A 23,561-nucleotide genomic window follows, 5' to 3' on the forward strand; every position below is an offset into this window, starting at 1 on the left:
TTCCCTTTTCTGTTGTGGTAAAATATATCGAGTTGTGTAGAGAAAGATAAACGAAATAACAAATAATGACAAGAGTTCTCCGAAGAACTCTTATTTTCATGACTTAAGATACACTTTAACGGTGAACAAAGCACCGTTTGAAGGAGAAGACAATGGAAAACGACACGATTTTATCATATATAGAGAGCCTTCTTCCTGATCAAGACGAAGCAGTCACACAGATGGAGCAATATGCGCTTGATCACGCCGTTCCCATTATGGAAAAGACAGGGATAGAAGTTCTAATTAGTCTGCTTGTGCTTAAACAGCCAAAAAAGATATTAGAAATCGGCACTGCAATCGGCTATTCAGCGATTCGTATGTGCAAAGCTCTCCCGGAAACAGAAATTGTAACGGCTGAGAGAAATGCTGAGCGATTTAAACAAGCAGCCATTAATATCGAAGCGAATGCATTGGCAGACCGAATCACGGTTTTGCATGGTGACGCATTGGAGCTTAAGGAACAAATAGAGGAAAAAGGTCCTTATGACGTGATTTTTATTGATGCAGCTAAGGGTCAGTATATGAGATTCTTTAAAATGTACGAACCAATGCTTTCAAAGAACGGCTGCATTATTACAGACAATGTCCTATTCAAAGGTTTAGTTGCATCTGAAGAAGAAGATATGTCTTTTCATCGCAGACGGCGCGCGCTTCTTAGAAAAATACGGACATACAATGAGTGGCTGATGTCAAATAAAGCCTATCACACAGCGATTTTCCCTGTTGGTGATGGAATGGCTGTAAGTATAAAACGAGGTGAAAAAGATGAATAAACCAGAATTAATTGTTACACCTACAAAAGTTGATGATATTCTTCCCCTGGCGGAAGCAGGCGCTACTGCGGTCGTTATTGGAGAACAGCATTATGGGCTGCGTCTTGCAGGTGAATTTAACCGCGATCAAATGAAAGAAGCGACAGTTCTTGCTCATTCAAAAAACGTAAAAGTATATGCTGCAATGAATGCCATTTTCCATAATGAGAAAATTGAAGAATTGTATGACTATCTTCGTTTTTTAAGTGAGATAAAAGTGGATGCGGTCGTCTTTGGAGATCCGGCTGTTTTAATGGCTGCTAGAGAAGCAGCTCCTGAAATGAAGCTTCATTGGAATACAGAAACGACAGCAACCAACTGGTATACGTGCAATTACTGGGGCAGAAAAGGCGCTAAACGCGCTGTTTTGGCACGTGAATTAAGCATGGAATCAATTATTGAAACAAAAGAAAATGCAGAAGTGGAAATTGAAGTGCAGGTTCATGGGATGACATGCATGTTCCAGTCAAAACGCTCCCTGATAGGCAACTACTATGAATACCAGGGTAAAGCTATGAAAATTGAGAGCATCCAGGATGAAAAAACGATGTTCCTCCATGACAAAGAGCGCAGCAATAAGTACCCGATATATGAGGATGCCAATGGCACCCACATTATGAGTCCTAACGATATGTGCATTATTGATGAACTATCAGATATGATTGATGCCGGAATTGACTCATTTAAAATCGATGGTGTCCTGCAGACATCTGAGTATTTAATTGAGGTTACAAAGAAATACCGCCAAGCCATTGATTTATGCGCAGAAGACCGTGAACAGTATGAAGATGTAAAAGATCAGCTGCTTGCGGACATAGAAGAAATTCAGCCTGAGAACCGGCCTTTAGATACAGGATTTTTCTTTAAGGAAACAGTGTACTAAAAAATAAAATGAAGGAGGAAATAGTATGTTGACTGTTAAAGATAACATCTCACAAATCATAGACGGTAAACGTGTGATTACGAAAAAACCTGAGCTGCTGGCTCCGGCCGGAAATTTAGAAAAGCTTAAAATTGCCGTGCATTATGGGGCTGACGCTGTTTTTATCGGCGGAAAAGAATTTGGCCTGCGATCAAATGCAGACAACTTTTCACAAGAAGAAATGGCCGAAGGTGTTCAATTTGCAAACAAGTACGGTGCAAGAATTTATGTAACGACAAATATTTTTGCGCATAATGAAAACATGGACGGTCTTGAAGAATATTTAATGGGTCTGCAGGATGCAGGAGTCGCCGGCATCATTGTAGCTGATCCGATGATTATTGAGACATGCCGCAAAGTAGCGCCAAAGCTTGAGGTGCATCTGAGCACACAGCAATCTCTCTCAAACTGGAAAGCTGTCCAGTTCTGGAAAGAGGAAGGTCTTGAGCGCGTGGTGCTTGCCCGCGAAACGAGCGCTGAAGAAATTAAAGAAATGAAAGAAAAAGTGGATATCGAAATTGAAACGTTTATCCATGGGGCAATGTGCATAGCATATTCCGGCCGCTGTGTACTGAGCAACCATATGACTGCAAGGGATTCAAACCGCGGAGGCTGCTGTCAGTCATGCCGCTGGGATTATGATCTCTATAAACTTGCTGATAACGGTGAAGAAGCACTGTTTGGCGCGGATGATGCAGCATTTGCAATGAGTCCGAAAGATTTAAACTTAATTCAATCTATTCCAAAAATGATCGAGCTTGGAATTGACAGCCTGAAAATTGAAGGACGCATGAAATCCATTCACTACGTAGCAACAGTTGTCAGTGTTTATCGCAAGGTAATTGATGCATACTGTGCGGATCCTGAGAACTTCGTGATTCAAAAAGAATGGCTTGATGAGCTTGATAAATGTGCTAACCGTGACACTGCGCCTGCATTTTTTGAAGGAGTTCCTGGTACTGAGGAGCAAATGTTCGGAGTTCATGGAAAGAAAACGACATTTGACTTTGCAGGACTTGTCCTTGATTACAATGAGGAAACAGGTATGGTTACCCTTCAGCAGCGCAACTACTTTAAACCGGGGGATGAAGTTGAATTCTTCGGACCTGAAATTGCGAACTTTACACAAACGATTGATAAGTTATGGGACGAAGACGGCAATGAGCTCGATGCTGCCCGTCATCCTCTGCAAATTGTGAAGTTTAAAGCAGATCAAAAAGTCTTCCCAAATAACATGATGCGAAAGGGGAAGTAATTATGGGGAAAAAGCCCATTGTAATCGGAGTTGCAGGAGGCTCCGGCTCAGGTAAAACAAGTGTTACAAAATCAATTTACGAGCATTTCAGAGGTCATTCCATCCTGATGCTTGAGCAGGATTTTTATTATAAGGATCAAAGTCATCTTCCATACGAAGAGAGACTGAATACGAATTATGATCATCCGCTTGCTTTTGATAACACGCTTTTAATTGAGCACATTAAACAGCTTCTGAACTATGAAGCGATTGAGAAGCCGGTTTATGATTACAAGCTTCATACTCGTTCGGAAGATGTTCTTTTAGTAGAACCTAAAGATGTGATCATTCTTGAAGGCATCTTAGTTTTAGAAGACGAGAGACTCCGCAACCTGATGGATATGAAACTGTATGTTGATACAGATGCCGACATCCGCATTATCAGAAGAATGCTGCGCGATATCAAAGAACGCGGAAGAACCATTGATTCTGTGATTGAGCAGTACGTTTCGGTTGTAAGGCCGATGCACAATCAATTCATTGAGCCTACTAAGCGTTATGCGGATATCATCATACCAGAAGGCGGTCAAAATCATGTCGCGATTGACCTTATGGTTACAAAAATTCAAACAATTCTTGAACTAAATGCAATTTTGTAATAACATAGCATAGATAAAGAGTACTGTGACCATATTATGTATAGGCTGTTAAAGTTTCTCAGGGTTCATCATTGACTGAGTAAAAATTCTCATTTAAAGTAAACTTGAGCATTCTATGCTCTATGAGGAAAGCAAGCCGCAGGCTTGCTTTTAAGCTACATTCAAGGCTATTTCCTCACAAGATCACCTGAAAAGTTCAGCATATGCATATTGCAGTGTGAGGGCTGAAGCTTTCAGCCCTCCCCATTATCACAGTGCATTTTACATACCATATTTTTTTAGGGGACAGTTATACTAGAAGGAGTGAGATCATGGCACAAGAAAAAGTATTTCCTATGACAACTGAAGGTAAAGAAAAGCTTGAACAGGAATTGGAATATTTAAAATCCGTTAAGCGCAAAGAAGTAGTCGAAAGAATCAAAATTGCCCGCAGCTTCGGGGATCTTTCAGAGAACTCTGAGTATGATTCAGCTAAAGAAGAGCAGGCTTTTGTTGAAGGCCGAGTGACTACGCTTGAGAACATGATCCGCAATGCGAAGATCATCGTAGAAGATGCCGATACAAATGTTGTAACACTGGGCAAAACAATCTCATTTGTTGAACTTCCAAATGGCGATGAAGAAACATATACAATCGTAGGAAGCGCTGAAGCAGATCCTTTCGAAGGCAAAATTTCAAATGACTCTCCAATCGCAAAAAGCCTGATGGGCCGTCAAGTTGGAGATGAAGTGAATGTGCAGACTCCCGGCGGAGAAATGCATGTAAAAATTACAAACGTTAAATAATATAGGTTTAATAAAAAAACACCTCGTCGACACTAGTCACAGACGAGGTGTTTTTCTATGAAAACAAAAAAAAGAATGAAAATAATTGCGATAGGCATTTTTTTATCGATGCTTGCGTTAATTTTGAGACTTGCAGATATCCAGATGATTCACACGGAATCATTTACAGACAGGAACATCAATTTGATTGAGGAAAGCGTCAGCCAGCGGACACAGGAAGTCATGATTGATGATGGACGGGGACGCTTTGTAGACAGAAATGGAACTCCTCTTGGACACGATCAGGAGGCTAAGCTTGTATTATTTCCTTTTCTGAAGAAGATTGACTGGCCACTCAGCAAACTCTCAGAGATTGTCAATGTTCCGCCTTTCAAATTGGAGCGATTATTAGAAGAAGCGGATAAACCGCTGCTACTTGGATCAAATGAAGGATTCGAGCTGTCTGATTCTGCTATAAATAAAATCAATGACTTGGAGATTCCAGGAGTATTTGCCATTTATCAGCAAACAAAAAAGAAAGGTCAGGCAGCTGATCATTTCATCGGAATAACAGGTGAAAATGCTGAAGTGCTAAGAGAAAAATATCCCGAAAAGAAAAATTTATCCTCGAAGACTCAGATCGGGATTACAGGTCTCGAAAAGGCATTTGATGAATTTCTTCTTCCCGACGCTGAAACGAAACTTCTTTACCACGTTGACGGAGACGGAAATCCGCTGTTTGGCATTAATGTTAAATACATTGCAGATGCCAATCCTTTTTATCCCGTAAGCGTTAAGACAACCATTGACAGCACTATGCAGGATATGGCGAATGAGGTGATGAACCGGTATAAGGTGAAAAAAGGAGGTTTAGTGCTGCTGGATGTGGATACAAGCGAAGTACTTGCTATGGTCAGCAAACCTGAAATGAACCGTTCAGAGCATGAAACCTATGCGAATCTGATGCTGACTCCAATTGCTCCCGGTTCCGTGTTTAAAACAGTCATTGCTGCAGCAGGGATCGAAAACGGAATAGATAATAACAGAAAATATAACTGCAGTCTGAATATGTACGGTAAACCTGATAAAGAGCACGATAAAGGCATCTTGAATGTAGAAAGAAGCTTTGCGGAAAGCTGCAACTATACATTTACTACAATAGCAGGCGAGTTAATGGATAAAAATCCTGACACAATTGAGGAATACGCAGAAAAATTGGGATTAACCGAAAAAGCCGGCTGGAGTGGACCTGTGTATCATTATGAAGATTTTAAGCAATTTCCTGAAGAGAAAACTCCGCACATATGGGGAGATAAGACGGATAAATCTGCTGAACGGGCAATTGCTCAAACAGCTATTGGACAAAAAAATGTACGGGTCACACCGCTTTCAGTGGCAAATATGATGGCGGCAATCGCCCGGGGCGGCGAAAAAAAACAAGTGAAAATTGCAGATAGTATATTATATAAAAATGGAACTACCATGTTTAAGTTTTCCGATTCAGAACCGGAAAGCGACAATATTTCACCTTATACAGCCGCAAAGCTTCAGCACCTGCTTCGTTTAGTCGTAACGGATCAGGAAGGAACCGGCAGAAGGTTTCAAAGTTTGCCTTTTGAGGTATCAGGTAAATCAGGGACTGCAGAAACAGGAAAAGGTACAGTACATAAATGGTTTGCAGGCTTTTTTCCTTCTCATCAGCCTAAATATGCCATGGTTGTGGTAGAGCTTGATACACAGAGTGCACAATCTTCTGCGAATAGTATTTTTTATGACATGGCAAATGAATTAGGCCGGCTAGAAAATGCTTCTACTAGATAGAAATTCATTCTAATGATAGAATAAAACAGAATGTTAGAGGGATAAAGGAGTGTAATGCACTTGAGCAAACTAAGTAAAGGATCACGTTTTGAAAATCGTGATAAGCGCCGAAAAGCAAATGTTGTCCTGAACATTTTAATTGGCATCGTCGTCATCCTCATTCTCGTTATAGGATCACAGCTGATGCTTGGCGGAAATGACAGTGAACAGGCTTCAAAAGGCACGAAAGAAGAAACGGGATCAAATCAAATCGAAAACGAAAAAAATAAAGAAGAAAAAGATAAAGAACAAACAGCAAAAGAAGACGCTGAGTCTGATCAAGAAAGCAGCGAAGAAGCGGATGCTGCCAAAGAAGATGAAAATGTAAAAGAAGAGCCTGAAGAATCAGAAGCAGGGAAAGAAGTGATCACAGAAGGTGATCCAAATTCCAATGTTGACCAGATTATAGAAAATCCGGGCTGGAAGCCAGTAGGCACTTCTCAATCTGAGCCCCATGCTGCTCAGTATGACGAGAGTTCACAGGATTGGGCTGAAATGATTCAGGCGATGAGCTATGCAACCGGCTTAAGTGAATCAGATATGACAATCTGGTTTATAGGCAACAATGGAAGTCCTAACGATGCTAAAGGAACCATTTCATCCAAGGATAAAACACAGAACTACAAAGTAGAAATTACCTGGGTTGAAAATGAGGGCTGGAAGCCTGTTAAGGTGGAAAAATTAAAGCAAACAGAAACAAGGTAATGCAAAAAGATGAGACCCATTTTGTCCGGGTCTCATCTTTTTTTAAGGCTCTTTTCGTAAATATTGTTGCTATTAGATTAAATGTTAAAAAACTTGAGTGGATTGCAGCGGAAGGAACTTGACTCCTGCGGGAAATAGAGCAAATTGGGAGACCCCACAGGCAACGCCGAGGAGGCTCCCATGCTCCCCGCGGAAAGCAAGTTCCTCTCGCTGCAAGGAACGGACAACATTTATCATGAAAAACAACAATCTATGCGAAAACAGCCTTTTTTAATTAAAGATAAGAAAATATACAATTTTGCGCTTCGATGGCAAGCGGAATCGCTCAGGCTCCTCGGCCAGAAAGGATCCGAAAGTATTGGCAAAAAGCGCCAATACTTTCGGATCCTTATCTGTCATGCCTGCGCTAAACGGGCGCTTGCGCTTTACTTAAGTAATATCTACTTAGCCTTAAAATGTACTGCAGCACTATAAAACCTTCTGCCTTCCTCTGTCACATGCATTTGATGAGATACAGAATGAAGCTCCAGTAATATGGCTTTATTTACCTCAATTTGCTCATTAATCTTTCTTTCCAAATCTTTGATTTTCTCTGCTTCAAAAAATTCTACTTTATCTTTTATAAAATCCAGTTTAAACATAAAGCGAGCCTCCCATCTCATGTACTCTTATTTTACCAAAATGTACGTTGGAAAGTCTTTTCATTGCCTAATTGAAATGGATTATGGTAAATTAAGAACAGTTCATTTTTTAATTCATAGTATACAGATAGGAATTATTAATTTTAAAGCATCTAATGGAGAGTGGCATAAATGGGGAGAGAATTTGTAGAGTTATTTGAGGATTGGGCACATTCGTATGATTCAACTGTCGGTGGACATGATGAAGAATACAAAGAAGTTTTTGCAGGCTATGATTACATTCTTAAGGCTGTCACTCAGCTGTCTGGGAAAACGGTTCTTGAATTTGGTGTCGGCACCGGGAATTTAACGAATGAGCTTTTAAATAAAGGGAAAAAAGTATATGGAATTGAACCTTCGAAAACAATGCGTGAAAAGGCTGCAGAAAAGCTTGGCAGCGCGGTTCAAATCAGCGATGGAGATTTTCTGACATTTCCTGTTCCTGAAGAACAAATTGAAACAATTGTAAGCACGTATGCTTTTCATCATCTGACAGATGATGAAAAAGAGAAAGCTGTCCGAATCTATGGCAGTCTTCTTAAAAAAGGTGGTAAAATAGTGTTTGCTGACACTGTTTTTACCGATCAGAAGGCATATATGGCCATGATCGAAAAATCAAAAAAGCAGCATTTCTTAAACCTGGCAAATGACCTTGAAACAGAATATTACACAACACATTCTGTCATGCGCCTTATTTTTGAAAGCAACTCTTTTGAGGTTACCTTCACACAAATGAATGAATTTGTCTGGTTAATGGAAGCAGTGAAACAATAATTCGCCTTTTGGAAAGGATTTGACTAAATAATGAAAGCAGCAATTATCGGAGCAATGGAAGAGGAAGTTTCAATACTAAGAGAACAGCTTGAAAATCCTTCTTCTGAAACAATTGCAGGCAGTGAATTTACAACAGGAACATATAAAGGAATTGAAGTGATATTATTAAAATCGGGAATCGGAAAAGTAAACGCAGCAGTGAGCACAACGATTCTGCTTGACCGATTTAAGCCTGATTATGTCATTAATACAGGATCAGCAGGCGGTTTCCATCAATCATTAAACGTCGGGGATGTTGTCATTTCATCTGAAGTGAGACACCATGATGTTGATGTTACAGCATTCAATTACGAATACGGGCAGGTGCCGGGAATGCCGCCAGCCTTTTTGCCGGATCCAAAGCTGGTTGAAATCGCATTAGAACAAGCAGAAGGTCAAACAGGCATTCAAGTGGTAAAAGGACTGATTGCGACTGGTGACTCATTTATGAATGACCCTGAAAGAGTGGCATACATCCGTACAAAATTTGACAGCCTTTATGCAGTAGAAATGGAAGCAGCCGCTATTGCTCAGGTATCGCATCAATTTGGTGTCCCATTTGTCATTATCAGATCGTTGTCTGATATTGCGGGCAAAGAATCGGATGTATCTTTTGAGCAGTATTTAGATACTGCAGCGAAGAACTCTGCGCAGCTTGTTTTAAGTATTGTGAGTGCGTTAAAAAGCTAATAGACAGGGATCACATCTTTGATCCCTTTTTTTAAATTCTTGGGAGTGAACAACATGAAAGTTGTAAAGGGCATTGAAGAACTTATTGGGCATACACCGCTGATGGAGATTACACAATTTGAACTGCCTGCAGGAGTGCGCCTTTTTGCAAAACTTGAATTTTTTAACCCTGGCGGCAGCATTAAAGACCGTCTTGGAGTCGAATTAATAGATGAAGCAATTAAAACCGGCAAAGTAAAAGAGGGCGGAACCATTATTGAGCCAACAGCAGGCAATACCGGAATCGGTCTTGCTCTTGCTGCGATAAGCCGCAAGGTCAATGTTGTCGTGTGCGTTCCGGAGAAATTCAGCATGGAAAAGCAGGATATTATGAGAGCTCTGGGTGCAAAGGTAGTCGGTACACCCACGAGTGAAGGGATAAAAGGAGCTATTAAAAAAGCGCAGGAACTGCTGAAAGAGATTCCTGATTCTTATTGTCCGCAGCAATTTGCAAATCCTGCAAACCCTCTTACCTATTACAAAACGCTCGGTCCAGAGCTTTGGGAGCAGCTGGATGGACGCATCGATGTTTTTGTGGCCGGAGCGGGGACTGGCGGCACGTTTATGGGCACCGCTCAATATCTAAAAGAAAAGAATGCAAAGATCAAGACAGTCATAGTTGAGCCAGAGGGCTCCATCTTAAATGGCGGTGAATCAGGACCGCATAAAACAGAAGGCATCGGCATGGAATTCCTGCCGGGTTATATGGACGAGTCATATTTTAATAGTATTCATACCGTTTTAGATAAAGACGCATTTGACCGTGTAAAAGAACTTGCTTTAAAAGAAGGTCTGCTGGTCGGAAGCTCAGCGGGAGCAGCGCTTCATGCAGCACTGTCAGAAGCGGAAAATGCTGAACCGGGAACGAATATCGTCACCATTTTCGCTGACAGCAGTGAACGTTATTTAAGTAAAAAAATCTATGAGGGAGGAATTTAGAATGAAACGCAAAACAAAGATGATTCACGGCGGTATTGTCGGTGATCCTCATACAGGAGCCGTATCGACGCCAATCTATCAAGTCAGCACATACAAACAAGATGGAGTCGGCAACCATAAAGGATTTGAGTACTCCAGAACAGGCAATCCAACAAGGCATGCTTTAGAAGAGCTGATTAAGGACCTTGAAGAAGGGCACGCAGGCTTTGCATTTGGTTCAGGCATGGCTGCCATAACAGGAGTTATGATGCTTTTAGGCAGCGGAGATCATGTTATTTTAACAGATGATGTTTACGGGGGAACATACCGTGTTATGACAAAAGTGTTAAACCGTCTTGGCATTGATTCTACTTTTGTTGATACAAGCGATCTATCAAACATTGAATCAGCGGTTAAAGAAAATACAAGAGCGCTCTTCATTGAAACTCCGACAAATCCGCTGCTTAAAATTACGGACGTAGAAGCTGCTGCTTCCCTTGCTAAAAAACACGGACTGCTTACGATTGTAGACAATACATTCAGCACTCCGTATTGGCAGACTCCTCTTTTGATGGGAGCGGATATAGTTCTTCATAGTGCAACAAAATACATCGGCGGACACAGTGATGTTGTAGGCGGGCTTGTAGTTGTTAATTCTGAGGAGCTGGCTGAACAGCTTCACTTTGTCCAAAACTCCACTGGAGGAGTGCTGGGGCCGCAAGATTCGTGGCTGCTCATTCGCGGAATTAAGACCCTTGCACTGCGCATGGAGGCACATGAAAGAAATACTGCTGCGATAGTTGATTTCCTTGTTCAGCATCCAGCCGTTGAGAAGGTGTTTTATCCAGGTCTTGCTGATCATCCAAACCATGATATTGCCAAAAAACAGGCAGCAGGTTTCGGCGGAATGGTTTCATTTGATGTAGGAAGCGAAGAGAAAGCAGAAGAAGTCCTGTCAAAAGTGAAGTATTTTACATTAGCTGAAAGCTTAGGTGCTGTTGAGAGTTTAATTTCTGTTCCTGCAAAAATGACGCATGCTTCGATTCCTGCAGAACGCCGGATGGAGCTTGGCATAACAGATGGTTTAGTAAGAATATCTGTCGGTATTGAAGATTCAGAGGATTTGATTGAAGACTTAAAAAATGCTTTAAACTAATTCCTCTTTTGCCGGAATTTACATGCATAAATCACCGCTGGTATATGTTATCGTTTTATTAGAGACGCATTTATGGCAGGTGATACTAAGATGAATAAAAAAGATGTGAAGCACCTAATGACAGATTACAAGAGATACGCATTCGTGCTGCTTGCAGTCAGTGTCTTTTTATATATCGGCATGCTGATTCCTGCAGAGGGGCAAGAGCCCACTCCCATAAAAGAATATGTGATGATGGGTACAACTGCTGTCTTCTTGGCTGCATCCTTTTACTGCATTAAACGCTCCATCACATATAAGAAACGATTAGATGAGCAGGAAGACGCTTAAAAAAGAGTGTTTATAATTTTATATAAAAAGAAGAACCCATTCCAGCTTTAGGATGGGTTCTTTTACTTTGGACCAAGTACTTTGCTTTCAAGGATAGATAAATAAATAAGTTCTGCTCCCTGCGGTGTCATATGATTGCCTGATGGATCAATGATTCCTGATTTTAATAACGCTTCATCTGAATCCCCTCCGGCAAACTTCACCATATTTGTCCAGTTATCTATTAGCGTAATATCATTTTTAAATGCGACTTCGCGGGTAATATCGTTGTATGAGTTATGCCAGTTTCTGGCTCCGTCAGTATGAGCATAAAGCTTCTTAGGATAGCGGGTGTAATAGAGTTTATCATTTCCATTTCCTTCTACAATAGGCAAACAGGTCATTAAGACAGGTGTGCCTCCTGCATTTCTTACTTCACGTACATAGTAAAGCAGATTTTCTTTAAAACGGGCCCGGTCTACTTTAGGTTTTCCATTCGGCAAAATGACTGCATCATTTGTTCCAAACATAATGAAGACCAAATCAGGATCCATTTTCAGTACATCGCGCTTAAAGCGTTTCCTTGCATCCTCCGTGGTTTCACCGCCAACTCCGGCATTATGGATAAAAGCCTGCCCGTCATTAACAGGCAATGTAGATTTTATCAAATTCACCCATTTGTCTGTATCCTGATAATTGCGGATGGTCCAATTGGCGCCCCGCGTATTGCTGTCGCCAAATGCCACAATTGTATATCTTTCTGAACGATTTCCGCAGCTCACTAAAATCAAAATCAACAGAAAAGCGGCAAGAGATAAATACTTTTTCAAAAAAGCACCTCCAAAATCACTAAAATCCATTATTGATCAAAAATATGGAAGAATCAATAGGGTTTTCAAAAGTGTCACAATGTATGCGTTTTATTCATAAATAAAATCGAGGATTATTCCGTACAATCTTTCTTAGTACAGACACAAACATGCACCCCAATACATACAAATGTTTTATAGGCTAAAGCCTACATTCTGTACGTGGAGGTGGGTCAATGTCAGGGGTTTTAGCAGCTTTAGGGTACTTATTGAAGGAATTAGTCTTTCTAGTGTCATATGTCAAAAACAATGCCTTCCCGCAGCCTTTGTCAGCAAATGATGAAAAGAAGTATCTCAGGCTTATGGCGACAGGGGATGAACATGCCCGCAATATGCTGATTGAGCATAATTTGCGGCTTGTAGCACATATTGTCAAGAAATTTGAAAACACCGGCGAGGACTCAGAGGATCTTATTTCGATCGGAACCATTGGCCTGATAAAAGCAATTGAAAGCTACTCAGAAGGAAAAGGCACAAAACTTGCGACTTATGCTGCCAGGTGTATTGAAAATGAAATTCTCATGCACCTCAGGGCACTGAAGAAAACAAAGAAAGATGTTTCCCTGCATGATCCTATCGGACAGGATAAAGAAGGGAACGAGATAAGCCTGATTGACGTCTTAAAGTCTGAATCTGAAGATGTCATTGATACCATTCAGCTGAATATGGAGCTTGAAAAAGTGAAGGAATTCATTGATATTCTTGATGAACGTGAGAAAGAAGTGATTGTCGGAAGGTTTGGGCTTGATCTGCAAAAGGAGAAAACACAGCGTGAGATTGCGAAGGAGCTTGGAATCTCAAGGAGCTATGTTTCAAGAATTGAAAAAAGGGCCTTAATGAAGATGTTTCATGAATTTTACCGGGCAGAAAAAGAAAAGAAAAACCAGCAAAAAAGCAAAGGATAAAAAAGCGAAGAACCTGTGAGGTTTCTTCGCTTTTTTCTTTTGAAAATGAAAGATGCGGCAGCCGTATGGATGGTTCGCCTATGCAGTATCCTTCTCCACATTGAGGTGCATTCTTAAAACCATTTGAATCATCATTTTAACTCTCTCCTTTCTAATTATGGTTGTGGTGAAAAAATAGATTAGTTGCCGTTGTACATTTGAAAGCATTTGTTCATCATGGCTTCATAAGATTGGTAAACTTGTTCTTCATGCAGCACTTGATCGATTGATTTTTGCTTTCGTTTGATGGTTAAAGTAACAAACAATAAGTGGATGGTCATACTATCACCTCCTTTAACTGATTTCCATAAAAAAACGCCACAGGACATACCTGTGGCGTGAAACGTTCTTATGAAAATGAGCATAAAAACGCCACAGGCAGATACTACTCAACCTGTGGCGGTATGGACAATACTAAATTAAGATTGTACACCAGTTCGGCCGAATAGAGACATATTTAATTGATTCATTTTTAATTGATTGATCAACATTTGATTCGACCTCCCTTTTCATAAATTTGATTACAATGGTAATTATATCCACGATAGATGATATTGTAAACCCTTTTTTCACAAATTAGGCACATTTTTTTCAAAAAAAGGTAATTGTACATATTAACAACCCGGATGGCCGGCACCTGCCTATACAAAGGAGGTGCGTGACACATATTTTATCAGTACAGTCAGATAAAGGAGGTCTCTCAAAATGCGATCGTGTGCACCGTTTTATGGACCGCCTGCTCCATATCCGTACCCATACCCTTATGCACCATACGCCGGCTTTGGCTACTGGTATGCCTTTATTGTAGTTCTGCTCATTCTTCTCCTTGTTCTTGGAGGAGGCTATTACTACAATAATTACTGCAAGTAGCCATAAAAAAACACCTCATTCCATGAGGTGTTTTTTACATTTTTCGTATTTTGAATGATGCGATCATACAGAATGATAAAATCATCATCAAAAAAATGTAATTATATGCAGGCATAAAATCTTTCCAAAGATAGCTTAAAGTCAGAATACAGCCAGCTGCAGTAATTGGAAGACCATTAAAGAAACCGCAGTTGTCAGAGATATTAAACCTTGCCAGTCTGAAAGCGCCGCATCCAATATATAAAACCGTGAAAAATGCGCCCGGGGCACCTAATTCAAAAAGAATTCCTTTATAAAGAAGTAGTGCAGGGGCTACTCCAAATGATATAATATCACTCATTGAATCCAATTGTTTTCCTAGTTCTGATTCAATATTAAACTTCCTGGCAACCATTCCATCGAACCTGTCAGCAAGGGCTGCGAGAAATATAAGCAATAGGCTTAGTTTTAAGACATCATTTATTGTATATAGAATTGCAAAACCGCCCAGGCCGAGATTAACGAGCGTCAGCAGGTTAGCTGTATTTGCTTTTATTTTTTTTACTGTTGCATCTACGTAACTTATTAAAAACATAATTGCACTTCCTTATAATTGCATAAATGACCAAATAGGCCTACTTTCATTCTATGCATGAAAATCAATGTAGTAAAGTAATTTTTTTTGGAGGATCAAATTGAGAAAAAAACTGTACCAAAATCTAATTGAACTAACAAATTCTCTTCCTGTTTCAAAGTATATCATGAAATTTGCCAAATCTTCACGAAGCCGTTTTATTATTCCGTCCTATGCGAAGATTTATCAAGTCAACGTTAATGAAACAGAAAAGCAGATCGATGCCTATCCGTCTCTGCATGATTTTTTTATTCGCGAATTAAAAAAAGATGCCAGAACGTTTGATGGTAACCCAAATCATATTATAAGTCCAGTTGATGCTGTCATAGAACAATTTGGCACTATTTCTTCAGGTGATGCCATTATTGTCAAAAATCAGCCTTATTCCATTAATGATATGCTTGGAGATTCTGCTTTAGCAGAGAAATATATAAATGGTTCGTTTATTGTTCTGTATTTAAGTCCAAGTCATTACCACCGCATCCACAGCCCGGCTTCAGGAACGGTTGCCAGACAGTATGAGCTTGGGAACACATCCTATCCTGTTAACAGCTGGGGCTTAATGTACGGAAAATCACCGCTGTCAAAGAATTTCCGGACGATAACAGAAATTAAAGAAGAAGATCAAAATCATATTGCAGTTGTAAAAGTTGGTGCGATGTTTATAAATACCATCCAATTAACTCATGCTAATGAAAAGGTTCGAAAAGGGGAAGAACTGGCTTATTTTTCTTTTGGGTCTACAGTTGTTCTGCTGTTTGAGAAACAAAAGACTGATTTTGCAGATTCAGTCGTTCTGCAGAAGGAAGTGAAAGCAGGAGAGGTATTGACAGTGAAAAAATGAAAAGAGAGGACATCACGCTTTAAAAGCTAACTGGATGCTTTTAAAACGTGAGTCAGAGATCGGCGTTTAATTTCCTTTTCGATCAATTCAATAAAATCTTCGCTTAAATTCATCTCTGTTGCTTTAAAATACGATTCAATCAATAGTTCATCAGATAGTTTTCGCATCTCTTTTCGCCGAAATTTCCGGCTTGCACCTCCAATTATGGATAAGGTAAAGGTTCTATATATCAACACCATGCATATACTAATATGTTATTTTCTGCTAGTAAATTAAATCTAACACGAATTAAAAAATAGAACAATCGTTCTCTTATCCACAGAAGATGGTGGATAAGCTGTTAATATCTTGTTTATAATTTCTAAATCAGAGGAATTTATATGAGTGTATAATGTGCATAAGCTTATCCACAGGTGTTGATTTTTTACAAATTTTGTCGAAAAATATATTGAATACTTGCAGTTGCTTTCCGCAGATGTCAAGTTTCTTTTGAAAGAACGTGCAAAATCAGATATGATGTAATTTGGCCAAAAAATGTTCGATGAGGTGTTTATATATGTTAAATCTATTTCTGCCCGGTGAATATGTAAAAAATATCTTTGAAATTTCTCCTATGGTTCTCAAAGAGCGGGGAGTAAAGGGGATTATTACTGACCTGGATAATACCCTTGTAGAGTGGGACCGTCCAAGCGCTACACCAAAGCTGATTGAATGGTTTAAAGATGTAAAAGATCATGGAATCGCCGTGACCATTGTTTCTAATAATGTAGAAAAACGGGTGAAATCATTTTCAGATCCGCTTAACATTCCATTTATCTATAAAGCAAGAAAGCCTATGGGAAAAGCATTCAGACGGGCTGTAAAGAATATGAACCTTGAAAAAAAGGACGTAGTTGTCATTGGTGATCAGCTTTTAACAGACGTACTCGGAGGAAACCGCAATGGTTTTCATACCATTTTAGTTGTGCCTGTTGCTTCTACAGACGGTCTTGTAACAAGACTGAACCGTAAAATTGAACGCAGAATTTTAGCTGCTCTTAAAAGAAAAGGCTTAATTCAATGGGAGGATTAATCTAGTGATAGAAGAACAATTTGTCTGCATTGGCTGCGGCGTAAAGATTCAAACGGAAAATCCGGACGAGCTTGGTTATGCGCCTGAGAGTGCACTGCAAAAAGAAGTGATTATTTGCCAAAGGTGCTTCCGCTTAAAAAACTACAATGAAATACAAGATGTGTCCTTAACTGATGAAGATTTCTTGAAAATCCTTCATGGGATCGGCGATACAAATGCTCTTGTTGTGAAAATCGTTGATATTTTTGATTTCAACGGAAGCTGGCTGAATGGTCTTCAGCGTTTTGTTGGAGGAAATCCGATATTGCTTGTCGGAAATAAAGCGGATATACTGCCAAAATCCGTTAAGAAACAAAAATTAATCAACTGGATGAAGCGTGAAGCGAAGGAATTTGGATTGAATCCTGTTGATGTTTTTCTGATCAGTTCTGCAAGAGGTCAGGGCATTCCTGAAGTAACGGATGCGATTGAGCAATACCGCGATGGTCAGGATGTTTATGTAGTGGGCTGCACGAATGTTGGAAAGTCTACTTTTATTAACCGGATTATTAAAGAGGTATCGGGAGAAAAAGACGTTATTACGACTTCCCACTTCCCTGGTACGACTCTTGATCTAATTGAGATTCCCCTTGATGACGGATCATCATTGTATGATACACCAGGAATCATTAATCATCATCAAATGGCCCATTTCGTAGATAAAAACGACCTCAAGCTCTTGTCTCCAAAGAAGGAAGTCAAGCCAAAGGTTTTTCAATTAAATGAAATGCAGACCTTATTCTTCGGCGGCCTTGCGCGCCTGGATTATTTAAGCGGCGGAAGAACTTCTCTGACTTGCTACGTTCCTTCCGAACTGAATATCCACCGGACAAAACAGGAAAACGCAGATGAACTGTACAAAAGACACGCAGGTGATATGCTTACGCCTCCGCGCATGGAGCAATTGGAAGAATTCCCTGAACTTACTGCGCATGAATTTACAATCAAAGAAGATAAAACAGATATTGTTTTCTCAGGACTTGGATGGGTTACTGTAAACGAAGGAAATAAGAAAGTAACAGCATATGCCCCAAAAGGTGTAAATGTTACATTGAGACCATCATTAATCTGATTGGGAGAGACTTTCATGAATAGAGTATATGGACTGATTGGCTGTCCTGTCGGGCATTCCATGTCACCGCTTATACACAATGATGCTTTTTTGCAAAAAGAGCTAAAAGCTTCCTATCATGCATTTCATGTTGAAAAAGATGATTTGCAGACTGCGATAGCAGGAATGAAGGCTTTAGGAATAGCCGGCTTTAATGTGACCATTCCGCATAAGGTTTCCATAATCCCGTATTTAGACAAGCTTGATAAAAGTGCTGAATTGCTGGGAGCGGTTAATACGGTCCTTAATAAAGATGGCTGTCTTATTGGGTATAATACAGATGGGCAGGGTTATCTGCAGTCTTTAAAACATCTTTTGAACAAACCTCTGCACGAGCAGAGGTATTTAATTATTGGCGCCGGAGGGGCTGCAAGAGCGATTTATTTCACTCTTGCTGCAGAAGGCTGCGAAAGAATCGATCTTGCCAATAGGACACTTGCCAAAGCAGAACAGCTTATGAATGTATGTCCTGCACCAAGTGCCGGTAGGGTTCTCTCACTGAGCGAGTCAGAACAGAGACTTTCAGACTATGATGTCATCATTCAGACAACTGCGATCGGGATGCACCCGAATACTGAACAGAAGCCATTTGAGCTGACAAATCTAAAAAAAGGCTCGATTGTGAGTGACATCGTCTACAATCCGGTGAAGACAGCTCTATTAAAGGAAGCGGAAATGGCCGGAGCCCAAACCTTGAATGGAGTTGGAATGTTTGTCCATCAGGCAGCTCTTTCCTTTGAAATATGGACCGGTGAAAAGCCGAATACAGCAAGAATGAGTAAATTAGTTTACGAACAATTAGGAGGATTTACATGTTAACTGGTAAACAAAAACGTTTTTTACGTTCAGAAGCACATCATTTAAACCCGATTTTCCAAGTGGGCAAAGGCGGGGTAAATGAAAATATGATCCAGCAGATTGCTGATGTACTTGAAGTCAGAGAATTGATCAAGGTCAGTATTCTTCAGAACTGTGAAGAGGATCGCGATTCAGTAGCAGCAGCACTGTCAAAAGGAGCAAAAGCCGAGCTTGTTCAAGTAATCGGCAACACGATCGTGTTATATAAAGAATCAAAAGAAAATAAACAGCTTAAACTGCCTAGATAAATGGAGAGGTTGCGAAGATGAGGAAAATCGGAATATTTGGAGGCACATTTGATCCTCCTCATTTTGGACATTTATTAATGGCAAGTGAAGTATTGCATTCTCTTCATCTTCATGAAATTTGGTTTATGCCAAACCAAAATCCGCCCCATAAGGACAGCGATGACACAACGGACAGCATACACAGGCTACACATGCTTCAGCTATGTACAGAAAAGCGGCCAGGATTTAAGGTTCAGAGCATTGAATTTGAGAGAAATGGCCCTTCGTACACCTACGATACAATTATTTTGCTGAAAAACCAATTTCCAGACTGCACGTTTTACTTTATTATTGGAGCAGACATGATTGAATTTCTGCCTAAATGGCATAAAATTGATCAGCTGATTGAACTAGTTCAATTTGTAGGCGTTAAACGTGCAGGCTTTGAATCAGATACAGAATATCCAGTCATTGAAGTCGATGCGCCACTTTTTGAAGTATCTTCTACTATGCTTAGAGAACGGATAAGACTTGGCCGTTCAACAGATTATTTACTGCCGGATGAAGTGAGAGGCTATATTGAGGAGAATCACTTATATGGAACGTGAAAAAGCATTAGCTTTAGTGAAGGATCATTTAACAGATCACAGATATGAGCATACAATCGGGGTAATGGAAACGGCAATTGCACTTGCAAAACAATATGGAGCAGATGTGAAAAAAGCTGAGACAGCAGCCATTTTTCACGATTATGCAAAGTTCCGCAGCAACGATGAGATGAAACAAATCATTATCGAGCAGAATATGACTAAGGAATTGTTAATTCACAGTCCGGAATTATGGCATGCTCCAGTAGGTGCTTATCTTGTTGAAAAAGAAGCAGGCATAAATGATGCAGAGGTTTTGGATGCAATCCGGTACCATACATCTGGAAGAGAAAATATGACTTTGCTTGATAAAGTTATTTATGTTGCAGATTATATTGAACCTGGAAGAATCTTTCCGGGTGCAGATGAAGTAAGAGAGCTTGCAAAGAATGATTTAAATAAAGCACTGATTGTGTCGATGAAAAATACGATTTTATTTTTGCTGAAAAAAAATCAGGCAATCTATCCAGAGACTCTGCAATCTTACAATTTTTTGGTTTTTGAAGAAAAAGGAGGAACATTATATTGACTGGTAAAGAAACGTTGGCAATTGTAGCAAAAGCAGCAGATGACAAAAGAGGAGAAGATATCGTAGCTCTGAAAATGGAAGGAATCTCATTAATCGCAGATTACTTCTTAATTTGTCACGGAAATTCAGATAAACAAGTACAGGCAATTGCAAGAGAGATGAAAGATCAGGCGGGACAAAACGGCATTGAGGTAAAGCGCCTGGAAGGATTTGATGAAGCACGCTGGGTGCTGATTGACATGGGTGATGTTGTTGCACACGTCTTCCATAAAGATGAGCGAAACTATTACAAGCTTGAAAAACTTTGGGGAGATGCTCCATCTGAAAATCTGGAGAAAGTCCTTTCACAATGATTTATAAAGGGTTTGCCGAGATTTATGATGAACTGATGAAAGAGGCTCCTTATACCCTCTGGACAGAGTTCCTTCATGAAAGGATGGCCAAGTTTGGAAATGGCGGAACCAATGTCCTTGATTTAGGCTGCGGCACTGGAGAAATTTCCATCAGGCTGAAACAAAAAGGATATCAAGTTACAGGGATGGACATCAGCGAAGAAATGCTGTCTATTGCCTTTCAGAAAACGGCAGCCGAAGGATTAAGCATTCCATTTTTTCAGCATGATATGAGATTGCCGAGTGAGCTTGGCCAATTGTTTGACGGCATTTTTATCTGCTGTGATTCTCTTAATTACCTGGACACAGAAGAAGATGTTCATGCGGCATTAAATGCTGCATTTGACCAGCTTGCTCCGGGGGGGATCCTTGTTTTTGATGTGCATTCCTTATATAAAATACATGAAATATTCAATGAAGCTACATTTGCAGATAATAACGATGAAGTTAGTTATATTTGGAACAGCTTTATTGGAGATGCACCGGACAGCATTGAACACGATTTGTCCTTCTTTGTAAAGCGGGGTTCAATGTATGAGAGATTTGATGAATATCATACCCAAAGAACTTACTCTGTAAATCAATATGAAGAGATGATTAAACAAGCAGGTTTTTCTTTACTCGAGATAACGGCAGATTTTAAAAATCAGCCTCCTGAATCTCATTCTGAGAGAATCTTTTTTGTCGCTGCAAAGAAATAAAAACCATCGAATATATTTTTCGATGGTTTTTTTTTATAGGCCGGAAGGAAAATAGAAATGGATGGAGAAATCCTACTATATCACTCATATCTTTCGAATTGTTCTTTTACCTCTCTTAGGTCCTCATTGTATTTCCTGTGAGTTCTCTGAAATAAGTGCTCAAACACCTCCCCGATTTCTGCTTCCATTACACTTATGCCTTCGCCAGTTACGCCGCCTTTTACGCACACCTTCTCCTGCAATGTTGGAAGTGTATACAGTTCGCTCTCCAGCAGCTTTCCAAGACCGATGACCATTTCACTCGTCAATTGAACCGCCTGATGTTTTGTAATTTCTGTCTCTCTGACTGCGGCATCAATAAATCTTTGAAGAAGATAGCTGAAAAATGCCGGACCGCAGCTCACGATATCGGATGAAACTCTTGTGATGTGATCGTCGATTGTAAAAGGATTTGAAATGGCCTGAAATAATTCTTCAATTGACTTCCGCATAGATGGGCTGCAGTTTCCATAAGTAAGCAGCGACACACCTGATAGGGCCCGGTTTGTTATGCTTGGAATGGCACGGGCGACCTGGCAATTAACTATAGATTGAAGCTGCTCAACATTAATTGGGCTTGTTATAGAGATGATGCACTGATCTTTTCGTAAATAGGGTGATAATTTTACTAAAAGGGGGTGAATGTCAAGCGGCTTCACACATATAAAAATAAGCTCAGTTTGCCGAGCGATTTCTTCAGGTGTTAAATACAAGTTTATTTTTGGATACTCTTTTTTAAGATTTGCCGCTTTCTCAAACGTTCGATTTGTAATATGAATGGCTGAGGGCTTAAGTGCATTCGATTCAATAAACGCTTCAATTAATATTTTCCCCATATTCCCTGTTCCAATAAAGCCTGCGTTCAATGTTTCATCCCCTCCTTTAACATACTTTCTCCTACACTTTATGAAAAAAGATGAAAAAATATGAATCACATGAAGGAGCAATGCATGGAATTTCTAAAAAAATATAAATATTTAGTTGGTGTGATTGGAATTGCGGCAGCTATTTTTCTGCATCAAACGTACCAAAATTCAATACCGGCAGAACAAAACCCTCAAATGAACGAAGATGAAGCTGCTTTATTAACCGGAGAGCAGGTTTTAAAAGAAGAGCGTGATTCAGAAGTGATTGAAGCAGAACAGACAGTCATTGTTGATGTGAAAGGCGAAGTTCAAAAGCCTGGTGTATATGAAATGAAGACCGGAGAAAGGTTACATCATGTGATAGAAAAAGCAGGAGGCTTAACGAATGCCGCGGATGCCATTCAAATCAATCTTGCAGCGCTCCTTGAGGATGGAATGGTTGTCTATATTCCAAAACAGGGTGAGACCGCAGAAGATCTAGTTCAGCAGCCTGCAGCAGCAGCTGATGCTGGAGAGCAGAAAGTCAATCTTAATAAAGCAACAGCAGAGGATCTTCAGACGCTTACAGGGATAGGCCCTGCAAAGGCAGAAGCAATTCTTTCATACCGGGAAGAAGCGGGCGGTTTCAAAACGATAGAGGATCTTATGAACGTTTCAGGAATTGGGGAAAAATCGTTCGAAAAATTAAAAGACAGTATTTCAGTAAAATGAATTGACGGGCTTTTCCTACTATCGATACACTAAAGGAAGAGCTACAGCTACTTCAACAAATGGGGGATAACATGAACAGAATTTCCTGGAATCAGTATTTTATGGCGCAAAGTCATCTGCTTGCTTTAAGAAGCACATGTACTCGCCTTGCAGTAGGAGCTACAATTGTCAGGGACAAGCGCATTATTGCCGGAGGATATAACGGTTCAATTGCAGGAGGCGTTCATTGCATTGATGAGGGATGCTATGTCATCGATAATCACTGTGTCAGGACCATTCATGCAGAAATGAATGCTCTGCTGCAATGTGCTAAATTTGGCGTGCCGACCGCAGGCGCAGAAATATATGTGACACATTTTCCTTGTCTGCAATGCTGCAAAGCCCTTATTCAAAGCGGCATCAAAAAGGTCTATTTTGCGGAAAGCTACAAAAATCATCCGTATGCAGCGGAGTTATTTGAACAAGCTGGCGTTCATGTAGAGCAGGTTGAGGCGAATGCAGACCCTTTTGCTTTTGAACAGAGAAAATTCATCGACGAACTGCTTGAAAAGATAAATGATGACGAAGAACGCAACTTGCTTTTAGAAAAAGCAAATAAGCTGTTCAAAAGCAACGTATAATTTCAG

General features: G+C 40.1%; 31 protein-coding genes. 25 read left to right on the forward strand and 6 right to left on the reverse strand.

The features are described 5' to 3' along the window. The first annotated feature begins 152 nt into the window (after positions 1 to 152). The 7 genes from GJU41_RS18240 (at position 153) to GJU41_RS18270 (ending at position 6,998) form a co-directional block, all read left to right on the forward strand. Positions 153 to 815 (forward strand): O-methyltransferase, encoded by a 663-nt coding sequence (locus GJU41_RS18240; protein ID WP_070879791.1) that lies wholly within the window; start codon positions 153 to 155, stop codon positions 813 to 815. Next, the gene (locus tag GJU41_RS18245; protein WP_070879792.1) at positions 808 to 1,737 is read left to right on the forward strand and encodes a peptidase U32 family protein; all 930 of its coding nucleotides are present in this window, start codon (positions 808 to 810) and stop codon (positions 1,735 to 1,737) included. The genes GJU41_RS18240 and GJU41_RS18245 overlap by 8 nt, the downstream gene beginning before the upstream one ends. Positions 1,738 to 1,762: 25 nt before the next feature. Continuing rightward, positions 1,763 to 3,031 carry a peptidase U32 family protein gene (locus GJU41_RS18250; protein ID WP_070879793.1) on the forward strand — a complete coding sequence of 423 codons (1,269 nt, stop codon included), beginning with the start codon at positions 1,763 to 1,765 and terminating at the stop codon, positions 3,029 to 3,031. Positions 3,032 to 3,033: 2 nt separating this feature from the next. Beyond that, complete coding sequence (gene udk, locus GJU41_RS18255) at positions 3,034 to 3,669, forward strand: uridine kinase (RefSeq protein ID WP_070879794.1); 636 nt, start codon at positions 3,034 to 3,036, stop codon at positions 3,667 to 3,669. Positions 3,670 to 3,980: 311 nt separating this feature from the next. Then, complete coding sequence (gene greA / locus GJU41_RS18260; RefSeq protein ID WP_070879795.1) at positions 3,981 to 4,454, forward strand: transcription elongation factor GreA; 474 nt, start codon at positions 3,981 to 3,983, stop codon at positions 4,452 to 4,454. A 57-nt stretch (positions 4,455 to 4,511) separates the two neighbouring features. Next, positions 4,512 to 6,254: a peptidoglycan D,D-transpeptidase FtsI family protein gene (locus GJU41_RS18265; protein ID WP_070879796.1), complete on the forward strand. Its 1,743-nt coding sequence runs from the start codon at positions 4,512 to 4,514 to the stop codon at positions 6,252 to 6,254. Between the two features lie 54 nt (positions 6,255 to 6,308). Continuing rightward, a complete protein-coding gene (locus GJU41_RS18270; protein ID WP_070879797.1) occupies positions 6,309 to 6,998 on the forward strand; it encodes a YrrS family protein in 690 nt (229 codons plus the stop codon). 440 nt (positions 6,999 to 7,438) lie between these two features. Here GJU41_RS18270 and GJU41_RS18275 read toward each other — a convergent pair whose 3' ends face one another. After that, positions 7,439 to 7,639 carry a DUF2536 family protein gene (locus GJU41_RS18275; protein WP_070874412.1) on the reverse strand — a complete coding sequence of 67 codons (201 nt, stop codon included), beginning with the start codon at positions 7,637 to 7,639 and terminating at the stop codon, positions 7,439 to 7,441. A gap of 171 nt (positions 7,640 to 7,810) precedes the next feature. Between GJU41_RS18275 and GJU41_RS18280 the strand changes: the two genes are divergently transcribed. From GJU41_RS18280 to GJU41_RS18300, 5 genes are all read left to right on the forward strand, one after another. Further along, positions 7,811 to 8,452, forward strand: coding sequence for a class I SAM-dependent methyltransferase (locus tag GJU41_RS18280; protein WP_070874411.1), 642 nt, complete (start codon positions 7,811 to 7,813; stop codon positions 8,450 to 8,452). 30 nt (positions 8,453 to 8,482) lie between these two features. Beyond that, entirely contained in the window at positions 8,483 to 9,181 is a 699-nt protein-coding gene (mtnN, locus tag GJU41_RS18285) for a 5'-methylthioadenosine/S-adenosylhomocysteine nucleosidase (protein ID WP_070874410.1), read from the forward strand. 54 nt (positions 9,182 to 9,235) lie between these two features. Continuing rightward, the gene (locus tag GJU41_RS18290; protein ID WP_070874409.1) at positions 9,236 to 10,159 is read left to right on the forward strand and encodes a PLP-dependent cysteine synthase family protein; all 924 of its coding nucleotides are present in this window, start codon (positions 9,236 to 9,238) and stop codon (positions 10,157 to 10,159) included. 1 nt (position 10,160) lies between these two features. Then, positions 10,161 to 11,294, forward strand: a complete 1,134-nt coding sequence (locus GJU41_RS18295; protein ID WP_070874408.1) for a bifunctional cystathionine gamma-lyase/homocysteine desulfhydrase — start codon at positions 10,161 to 10,163, stop codon at positions 11,292 to 11,294. A 90-nt stretch (positions 11,295 to 11,384) separates the two neighbouring features. Then, complete coding sequence (locus tag GJU41_RS18300; RefSeq protein WP_070874407.1) at positions 11,385 to 11,624, forward strand: YrhC family protein; 240 nt, start codon at positions 11,385 to 11,387, stop codon at positions 11,622 to 11,624. Between the two features lie 62 nt (positions 11,625 to 11,686). Here GJU41_RS18300 and GJU41_RS18305 read toward each other — a convergent pair whose 3' ends face one another. Continuing rightward, complete coding sequence (locus GJU41_RS18305; protein WP_170292835.1) at positions 11,687 to 12,433, reverse strand: SGNH/GDSL hydrolase family protein; 747 nt, start codon at positions 12,431 to 12,433, stop codon at positions 11,687 to 11,689. A gap of 215 nt (positions 12,434 to 12,648) precedes the next feature. Between GJU41_RS18305 and sigK the strand changes: the two genes are divergently transcribed. After that, complete coding sequence (gene sigK / locus GJU41_RS18310; RefSeq protein WP_070874405.1) at positions 12,649 to 13,377, forward strand: RNA polymerase sporulation sigma factor SigK; 729 nt, start codon at positions 12,649 to 12,651, stop codon at positions 13,375 to 13,377. A 179-nt stretch (positions 13,378 to 13,556) separates the two neighbouring features. Here sigK and GJU41_RS18315 read toward each other — a convergent pair whose 3' ends face one another. After that, positions 13,557 to 13,697 (reverse strand): YrzI family small protein, encoded by a 141-nt coding sequence (locus tag GJU41_RS18315; protein WP_133310034.1) that lies wholly within the window; start codon positions 13,695 to 13,697, stop codon positions 13,557 to 13,559. A gap of 424 nt (positions 13,698 to 14,121) precedes the next feature. Between GJU41_RS18315 and GJU41_RS24735 the strand changes: the two genes are divergently transcribed. After that, positions 14,122 to 14,286 carry a hypothetical protein gene (locus GJU41_RS24735; protein WP_170292836.1) on the forward strand — a complete coding sequence of 55 codons (165 nt, stop codon included), beginning with the start codon at positions 14,122 to 14,124 and terminating at the stop codon, positions 14,284 to 14,286. Between the two features lie 34 nt (positions 14,287 to 14,320). Here GJU41_RS24735 and pssA read toward each other — a convergent pair whose 3' ends face one another. After that, positions 14,321 to 14,860: a CDP-diacylglycerol--serine O-phosphatidyltransferase gene (gene pssA, locus GJU41_RS18320; protein WP_070874404.1), complete on the reverse strand. Its 540-nt coding sequence runs from the start codon at positions 14,858 to 14,860 to the stop codon at positions 14,321 to 14,323. 100 nt (positions 14,861 to 14,960) lie between these two features. On the opposite strand from pssA, the gene GJU41_RS18325 reads away from it, so the two are divergent. Then, entirely contained in the window at positions 14,961 to 15,743 is a 783-nt protein-coding gene (locus GJU41_RS18325; RefSeq protein ID WP_154319237.1) for a phosphatidylserine decarboxylase, read from the forward strand. Positions 15,744 to 15,769: 26 nt separating this feature from the next. Here the strand turns inward: GJU41_RS18325 and sda are convergent, their stop codons facing one another. After that, positions 15,770 to 15,910, reverse strand: coding sequence for a sporulation histidine kinase inhibitor Sda (gene sda, locus GJU41_RS18330; protein ID WP_070874402.1), 141 nt, complete (start codon positions 15,908 to 15,910; stop codon positions 15,770 to 15,772). A gap of 374 nt (positions 15,911 to 16,284) precedes the next feature. Between sda and GJU41_RS18335 the strand changes: the two genes are divergently transcribed. The 8 genes from GJU41_RS18335 to GJU41_RS18370 are packed head-to-tail and all read left to right on the forward strand — an operon-like array spanning position 16,285 to position 21,319. After that, positions 16,285 to 16,815, forward strand: a complete 531-nt coding sequence (locus tag GJU41_RS18335; protein ID WP_083328033.1) for a YqeG family HAD IIIA-type phosphatase — start codon at positions 16,285 to 16,287, stop codon at positions 16,813 to 16,815. 7 nt (positions 16,816 to 16,822) lie between these two features. Beyond that, positions 16,823 to 17,926, forward strand: a complete 1,104-nt coding sequence (gene yqeH, locus GJU41_RS18340) for a ribosome biogenesis GTPase YqeH (RefSeq protein ID WP_375142541.1) — start codon at positions 16,823 to 16,825, stop codon at positions 17,924 to 17,926. 15 nt (positions 17,927 to 17,941) lie between these two features. After that, positions 17,942 to 18,784 (forward strand): shikimate dehydrogenase, encoded by an 843-nt coding sequence (gene aroE / locus GJU41_RS18345; RefSeq protein ID WP_070874399.1) that lies wholly within the window; start codon positions 17,942 to 17,944, stop codon positions 18,782 to 18,784. Next, positions 18,778 to 19,071 (forward strand): ribosome assembly RNA-binding protein YhbY, encoded by a 294-nt coding sequence (gene yhbY / locus GJU41_RS18350; RefSeq protein WP_070874398.1) that lies wholly within the window; start codon positions 18,778 to 18,780, stop codon positions 19,069 to 19,071. Before aroE ends, yhbY begins: the two co-directional genes overlap by 7 nt. Before the next feature lie 17 nt (positions 19,072 to 19,088). After that, a complete protein-coding gene (locus tag GJU41_RS18355) occupies positions 19,089 to 19,658 on the forward strand; it encodes a nicotinate-nucleotide adenylyltransferase (RefSeq protein ID WP_154319238.1) in 570 nt (189 codons plus the stop codon). Further along, the gene (gene yqeK / locus GJU41_RS18360; RefSeq protein WP_154319239.1) at positions 19,648 to 20,226 is read left to right on the forward strand and encodes a bis(5'-nucleosyl)-tetraphosphatase (symmetrical) YqeK; all 579 of its coding nucleotides are present in this window, start codon (positions 19,648 to 19,650) and stop codon (positions 20,224 to 20,226) included. The genes GJU41_RS18355 and yqeK overlap by 11 nt, the downstream gene beginning before the upstream one ends. Further along, positions 20,223 to 20,579, forward strand: coding sequence for a ribosome silencing factor (gene rsfS, locus GJU41_RS18365; RefSeq protein ID WP_070874395.1), 357 nt, complete (start codon positions 20,223 to 20,225; stop codon positions 20,577 to 20,579). The genes yqeK and rsfS overlap by 4 nt, the downstream gene beginning before the upstream one ends. Beyond that, on the forward strand, positions 20,576 to 21,319 hold the full coding sequence (locus GJU41_RS18370; RefSeq protein WP_070874394.1) for a class I SAM-dependent DNA methyltransferase: 744 nt from the start codon (positions 20,576 to 20,578) through the stop codon (positions 21,317 to 21,319). The genes rsfS and GJU41_RS18370 overlap by 4 nt, the downstream gene beginning before the upstream one ends. Before the next feature lie 80 nt (positions 21,320 to 21,399). On the opposite strand, the gene comER is transcribed toward GJU41_RS18370, so the two are convergent. After that, the gene (gene comER / locus GJU41_RS18375) at positions 21,400 to 22,224 is read right to left on the reverse strand and encodes a late competence protein ComER (RefSeq protein ID WP_070874393.1); all 825 of its coding nucleotides are present in this window, start codon (positions 22,222 to 22,224) and stop codon (positions 21,400 to 21,402) included. Positions 22,225 to 22,308: 84 nt separating this feature from the next. Between comER and GJU41_RS18380 the strand changes: the two genes are divergently transcribed. Further along, the gene (locus GJU41_RS18380) at positions 22,309 to 22,935 is read left to right on the forward strand and encodes a helix-hairpin-helix domain-containing protein (protein ID WP_070874392.1); all 627 of its coding nucleotides are present in this window, start codon (positions 22,309 to 22,311) and stop codon (positions 22,933 to 22,935) included. A gap of 71 nt (positions 22,936 to 23,006) precedes the next feature. Next, the gene (locus GJU41_RS18385) at positions 23,007 to 23,555 is read left to right on the forward strand and encodes a ComE operon protein 2 (RefSeq protein ID WP_070874391.1); all 549 of its coding nucleotides are present in this window, start codon (positions 23,007 to 23,009) and stop codon (positions 23,553 to 23,555) included. Positions 23,556 to 23,561: the final 6 nt, after the last annotated feature.

The sequence above is a fragment of the Metabacillus idriensis genome (assembly GCF_009674765.1).
In the GTDB taxonomy this organism is placed as follows: Bacteria; Bacillota; Bacilli; order Bacillales; family Bacillaceae; genus Bacillus_P; species Bacillus_P idriensis.

Coding starts and splice junctions, on each gene's coding strand:
- GJU41_RS18240 (WP_070879791.1), top strand. CDS start 153: ATGGAAAACGACACGATTTTATCATATATAGAGAGCCTTCTTCCTGAT.
- greA (WP_070879795.1), top strand. CDS start 3,981: ATGGCACAAGAAAAAGTATTTCCTATGACAACTGAAGGTAAAGAAAAG.
- sigK (WP_070874405.1), top strand. CDS start 12,649: ATGTCAGGGGTTTTAGCAGCTTTAGGGTACTTATTGAAGGAATTAGTC.
- sda (WP_070874402.1), bottom strand. CDS start 15,910: ATGCGAAAACTATCTGATGAACTATTGATTGAATCGTATTTTAAAGCA.
- GJU41_RS18250 (WP_070879793.1), top strand. CDS start 1,763: ATGTTGACTGTTAAAGATAACATCTCACAAATCATAGACGGTAAACGT.
- udk (WP_070879794.1), top strand. CDS start 3,034: ATGGGGAAAAAGCCCATTGTAATCGGAGTTGCAGGAGGCTCCGGCTCA.
- GJU41_RS24735 (WP_170292836.1), top strand. CDS start 14,122: ATGCGATCGTGTGCACCGTTTTATGGACCGCCTGCTCCATATCCGTAC.
- GJU41_RS18300 (WP_070874407.1), top strand. CDS start 11,385: ATGAATAAAAAAGATGTGAAGCACCTAATGACAGATTACAAGAGATAC.
- GJU41_RS18380 (WP_070874392.1), top strand. CDS start 22,309: ATGGAATTTCTAAAAAAATATAAATATTTAGTTGGTGTGATTGGAATT.
- GJU41_RS18275 (WP_070874412.1), bottom strand. CDS start 7,639: ATGTTTAAACTGGATTTTATAAAAGATAAAGTAGAATTTTTTGAAGCA.
- GJU41_RS18290 (WP_070874409.1), top strand. CDS start 9,236: ATGAAAGTTGTAAAGGGCATTGAAGAACTTATTGGGCATACACCGCTG.
- GJU41_RS18295 (WP_070874408.1), top strand. CDS start 10,161: ATGAAACGCAAAACAAAGATGATTCACGGCGGTATTGTCGGTGATCCT.
- GJU41_RS18315 (WP_133310034.1), bottom strand. CDS start 13,697: ATGACCATCCACTTATTGTTTGTTACTTTAACCATCAAACGAAAGCAA.
- GJU41_RS18280 (WP_070874411.1), top strand. CDS start 7,811: ATGGGGAGAGAATTTGTAGAGTTATTTGAGGATTGGGCACATTCGTAT.
- GJU41_RS18335 (WP_083328033.1), top strand. CDS start 16,285: ATGAGGTGTTTATATATGTTAAATCTATTTCTGCCCGGTGAATATGTA.
- GJU41_RS18265 (WP_070879796.1), top strand. CDS start 4,512: ATGAAAACAAAAAAAAGAATGAAAATAATTGCGATAGGCATTTTTTTA.
- GJU41_RS18370 (WP_070874394.1), top strand. CDS start 20,576: ATGATTTATAAAGGGTTTGCCGAGATTTATGATGAACTGATGAAAGAG.
- GJU41_RS18245 (WP_070879792.1), top strand. CDS start 808: ATGAATAAACCAGAATTAATTGTTACACCTACAAAAGTTGATGATATT.
- mtnN (WP_070874410.1), top strand. CDS start 8,483: ATGAAAGCAGCAATTATCGGAGCAATGGAAGAGGAAGTTTCAATACTA.
- aroE (WP_070874399.1), top strand. CDS start 17,942: ATGAATAGAGTATATGGACTGATTGGCTGTCCTGTCGGGCATTCCATG.
- pssA (WP_070874404.1), bottom strand. CDS start 14,860: ATGTTTTTAATAAGTTACGTAGATGCAACAGTAAAAAAAATAAAAGCA.
- GJU41_RS18270 (WP_070879797.1), top strand. CDS start 6,309: ATGCACTTGAGCAAACTAAGTAAAGGATCACGTTTTGAAAATCGTGAT.
- yhbY (WP_070874398.1), top strand. CDS start 18,778: ATGTTAACTGGTAAACAAAAACGTTTTTTACGTTCAGAAGCACATCAT.
- yqeK (WP_154319239.1), top strand. CDS start 19,648: ATGGAACGTGAAAAAGCATTAGCTTTAGTGAAGGATCATTTAACAGAT.
- GJU41_RS18385 (WP_070874391.1), top strand. CDS start 23,007: ATGAACAGAATTTCCTGGAATCAGTATTTTATGGCGCAAAGTCATCTG.
- GJU41_RS18355 (WP_154319238.1), top strand. CDS start 19,089: ATGAGGAAAATCGGAATATTTGGAGGCACATTTGATCCTCCTCATTTT.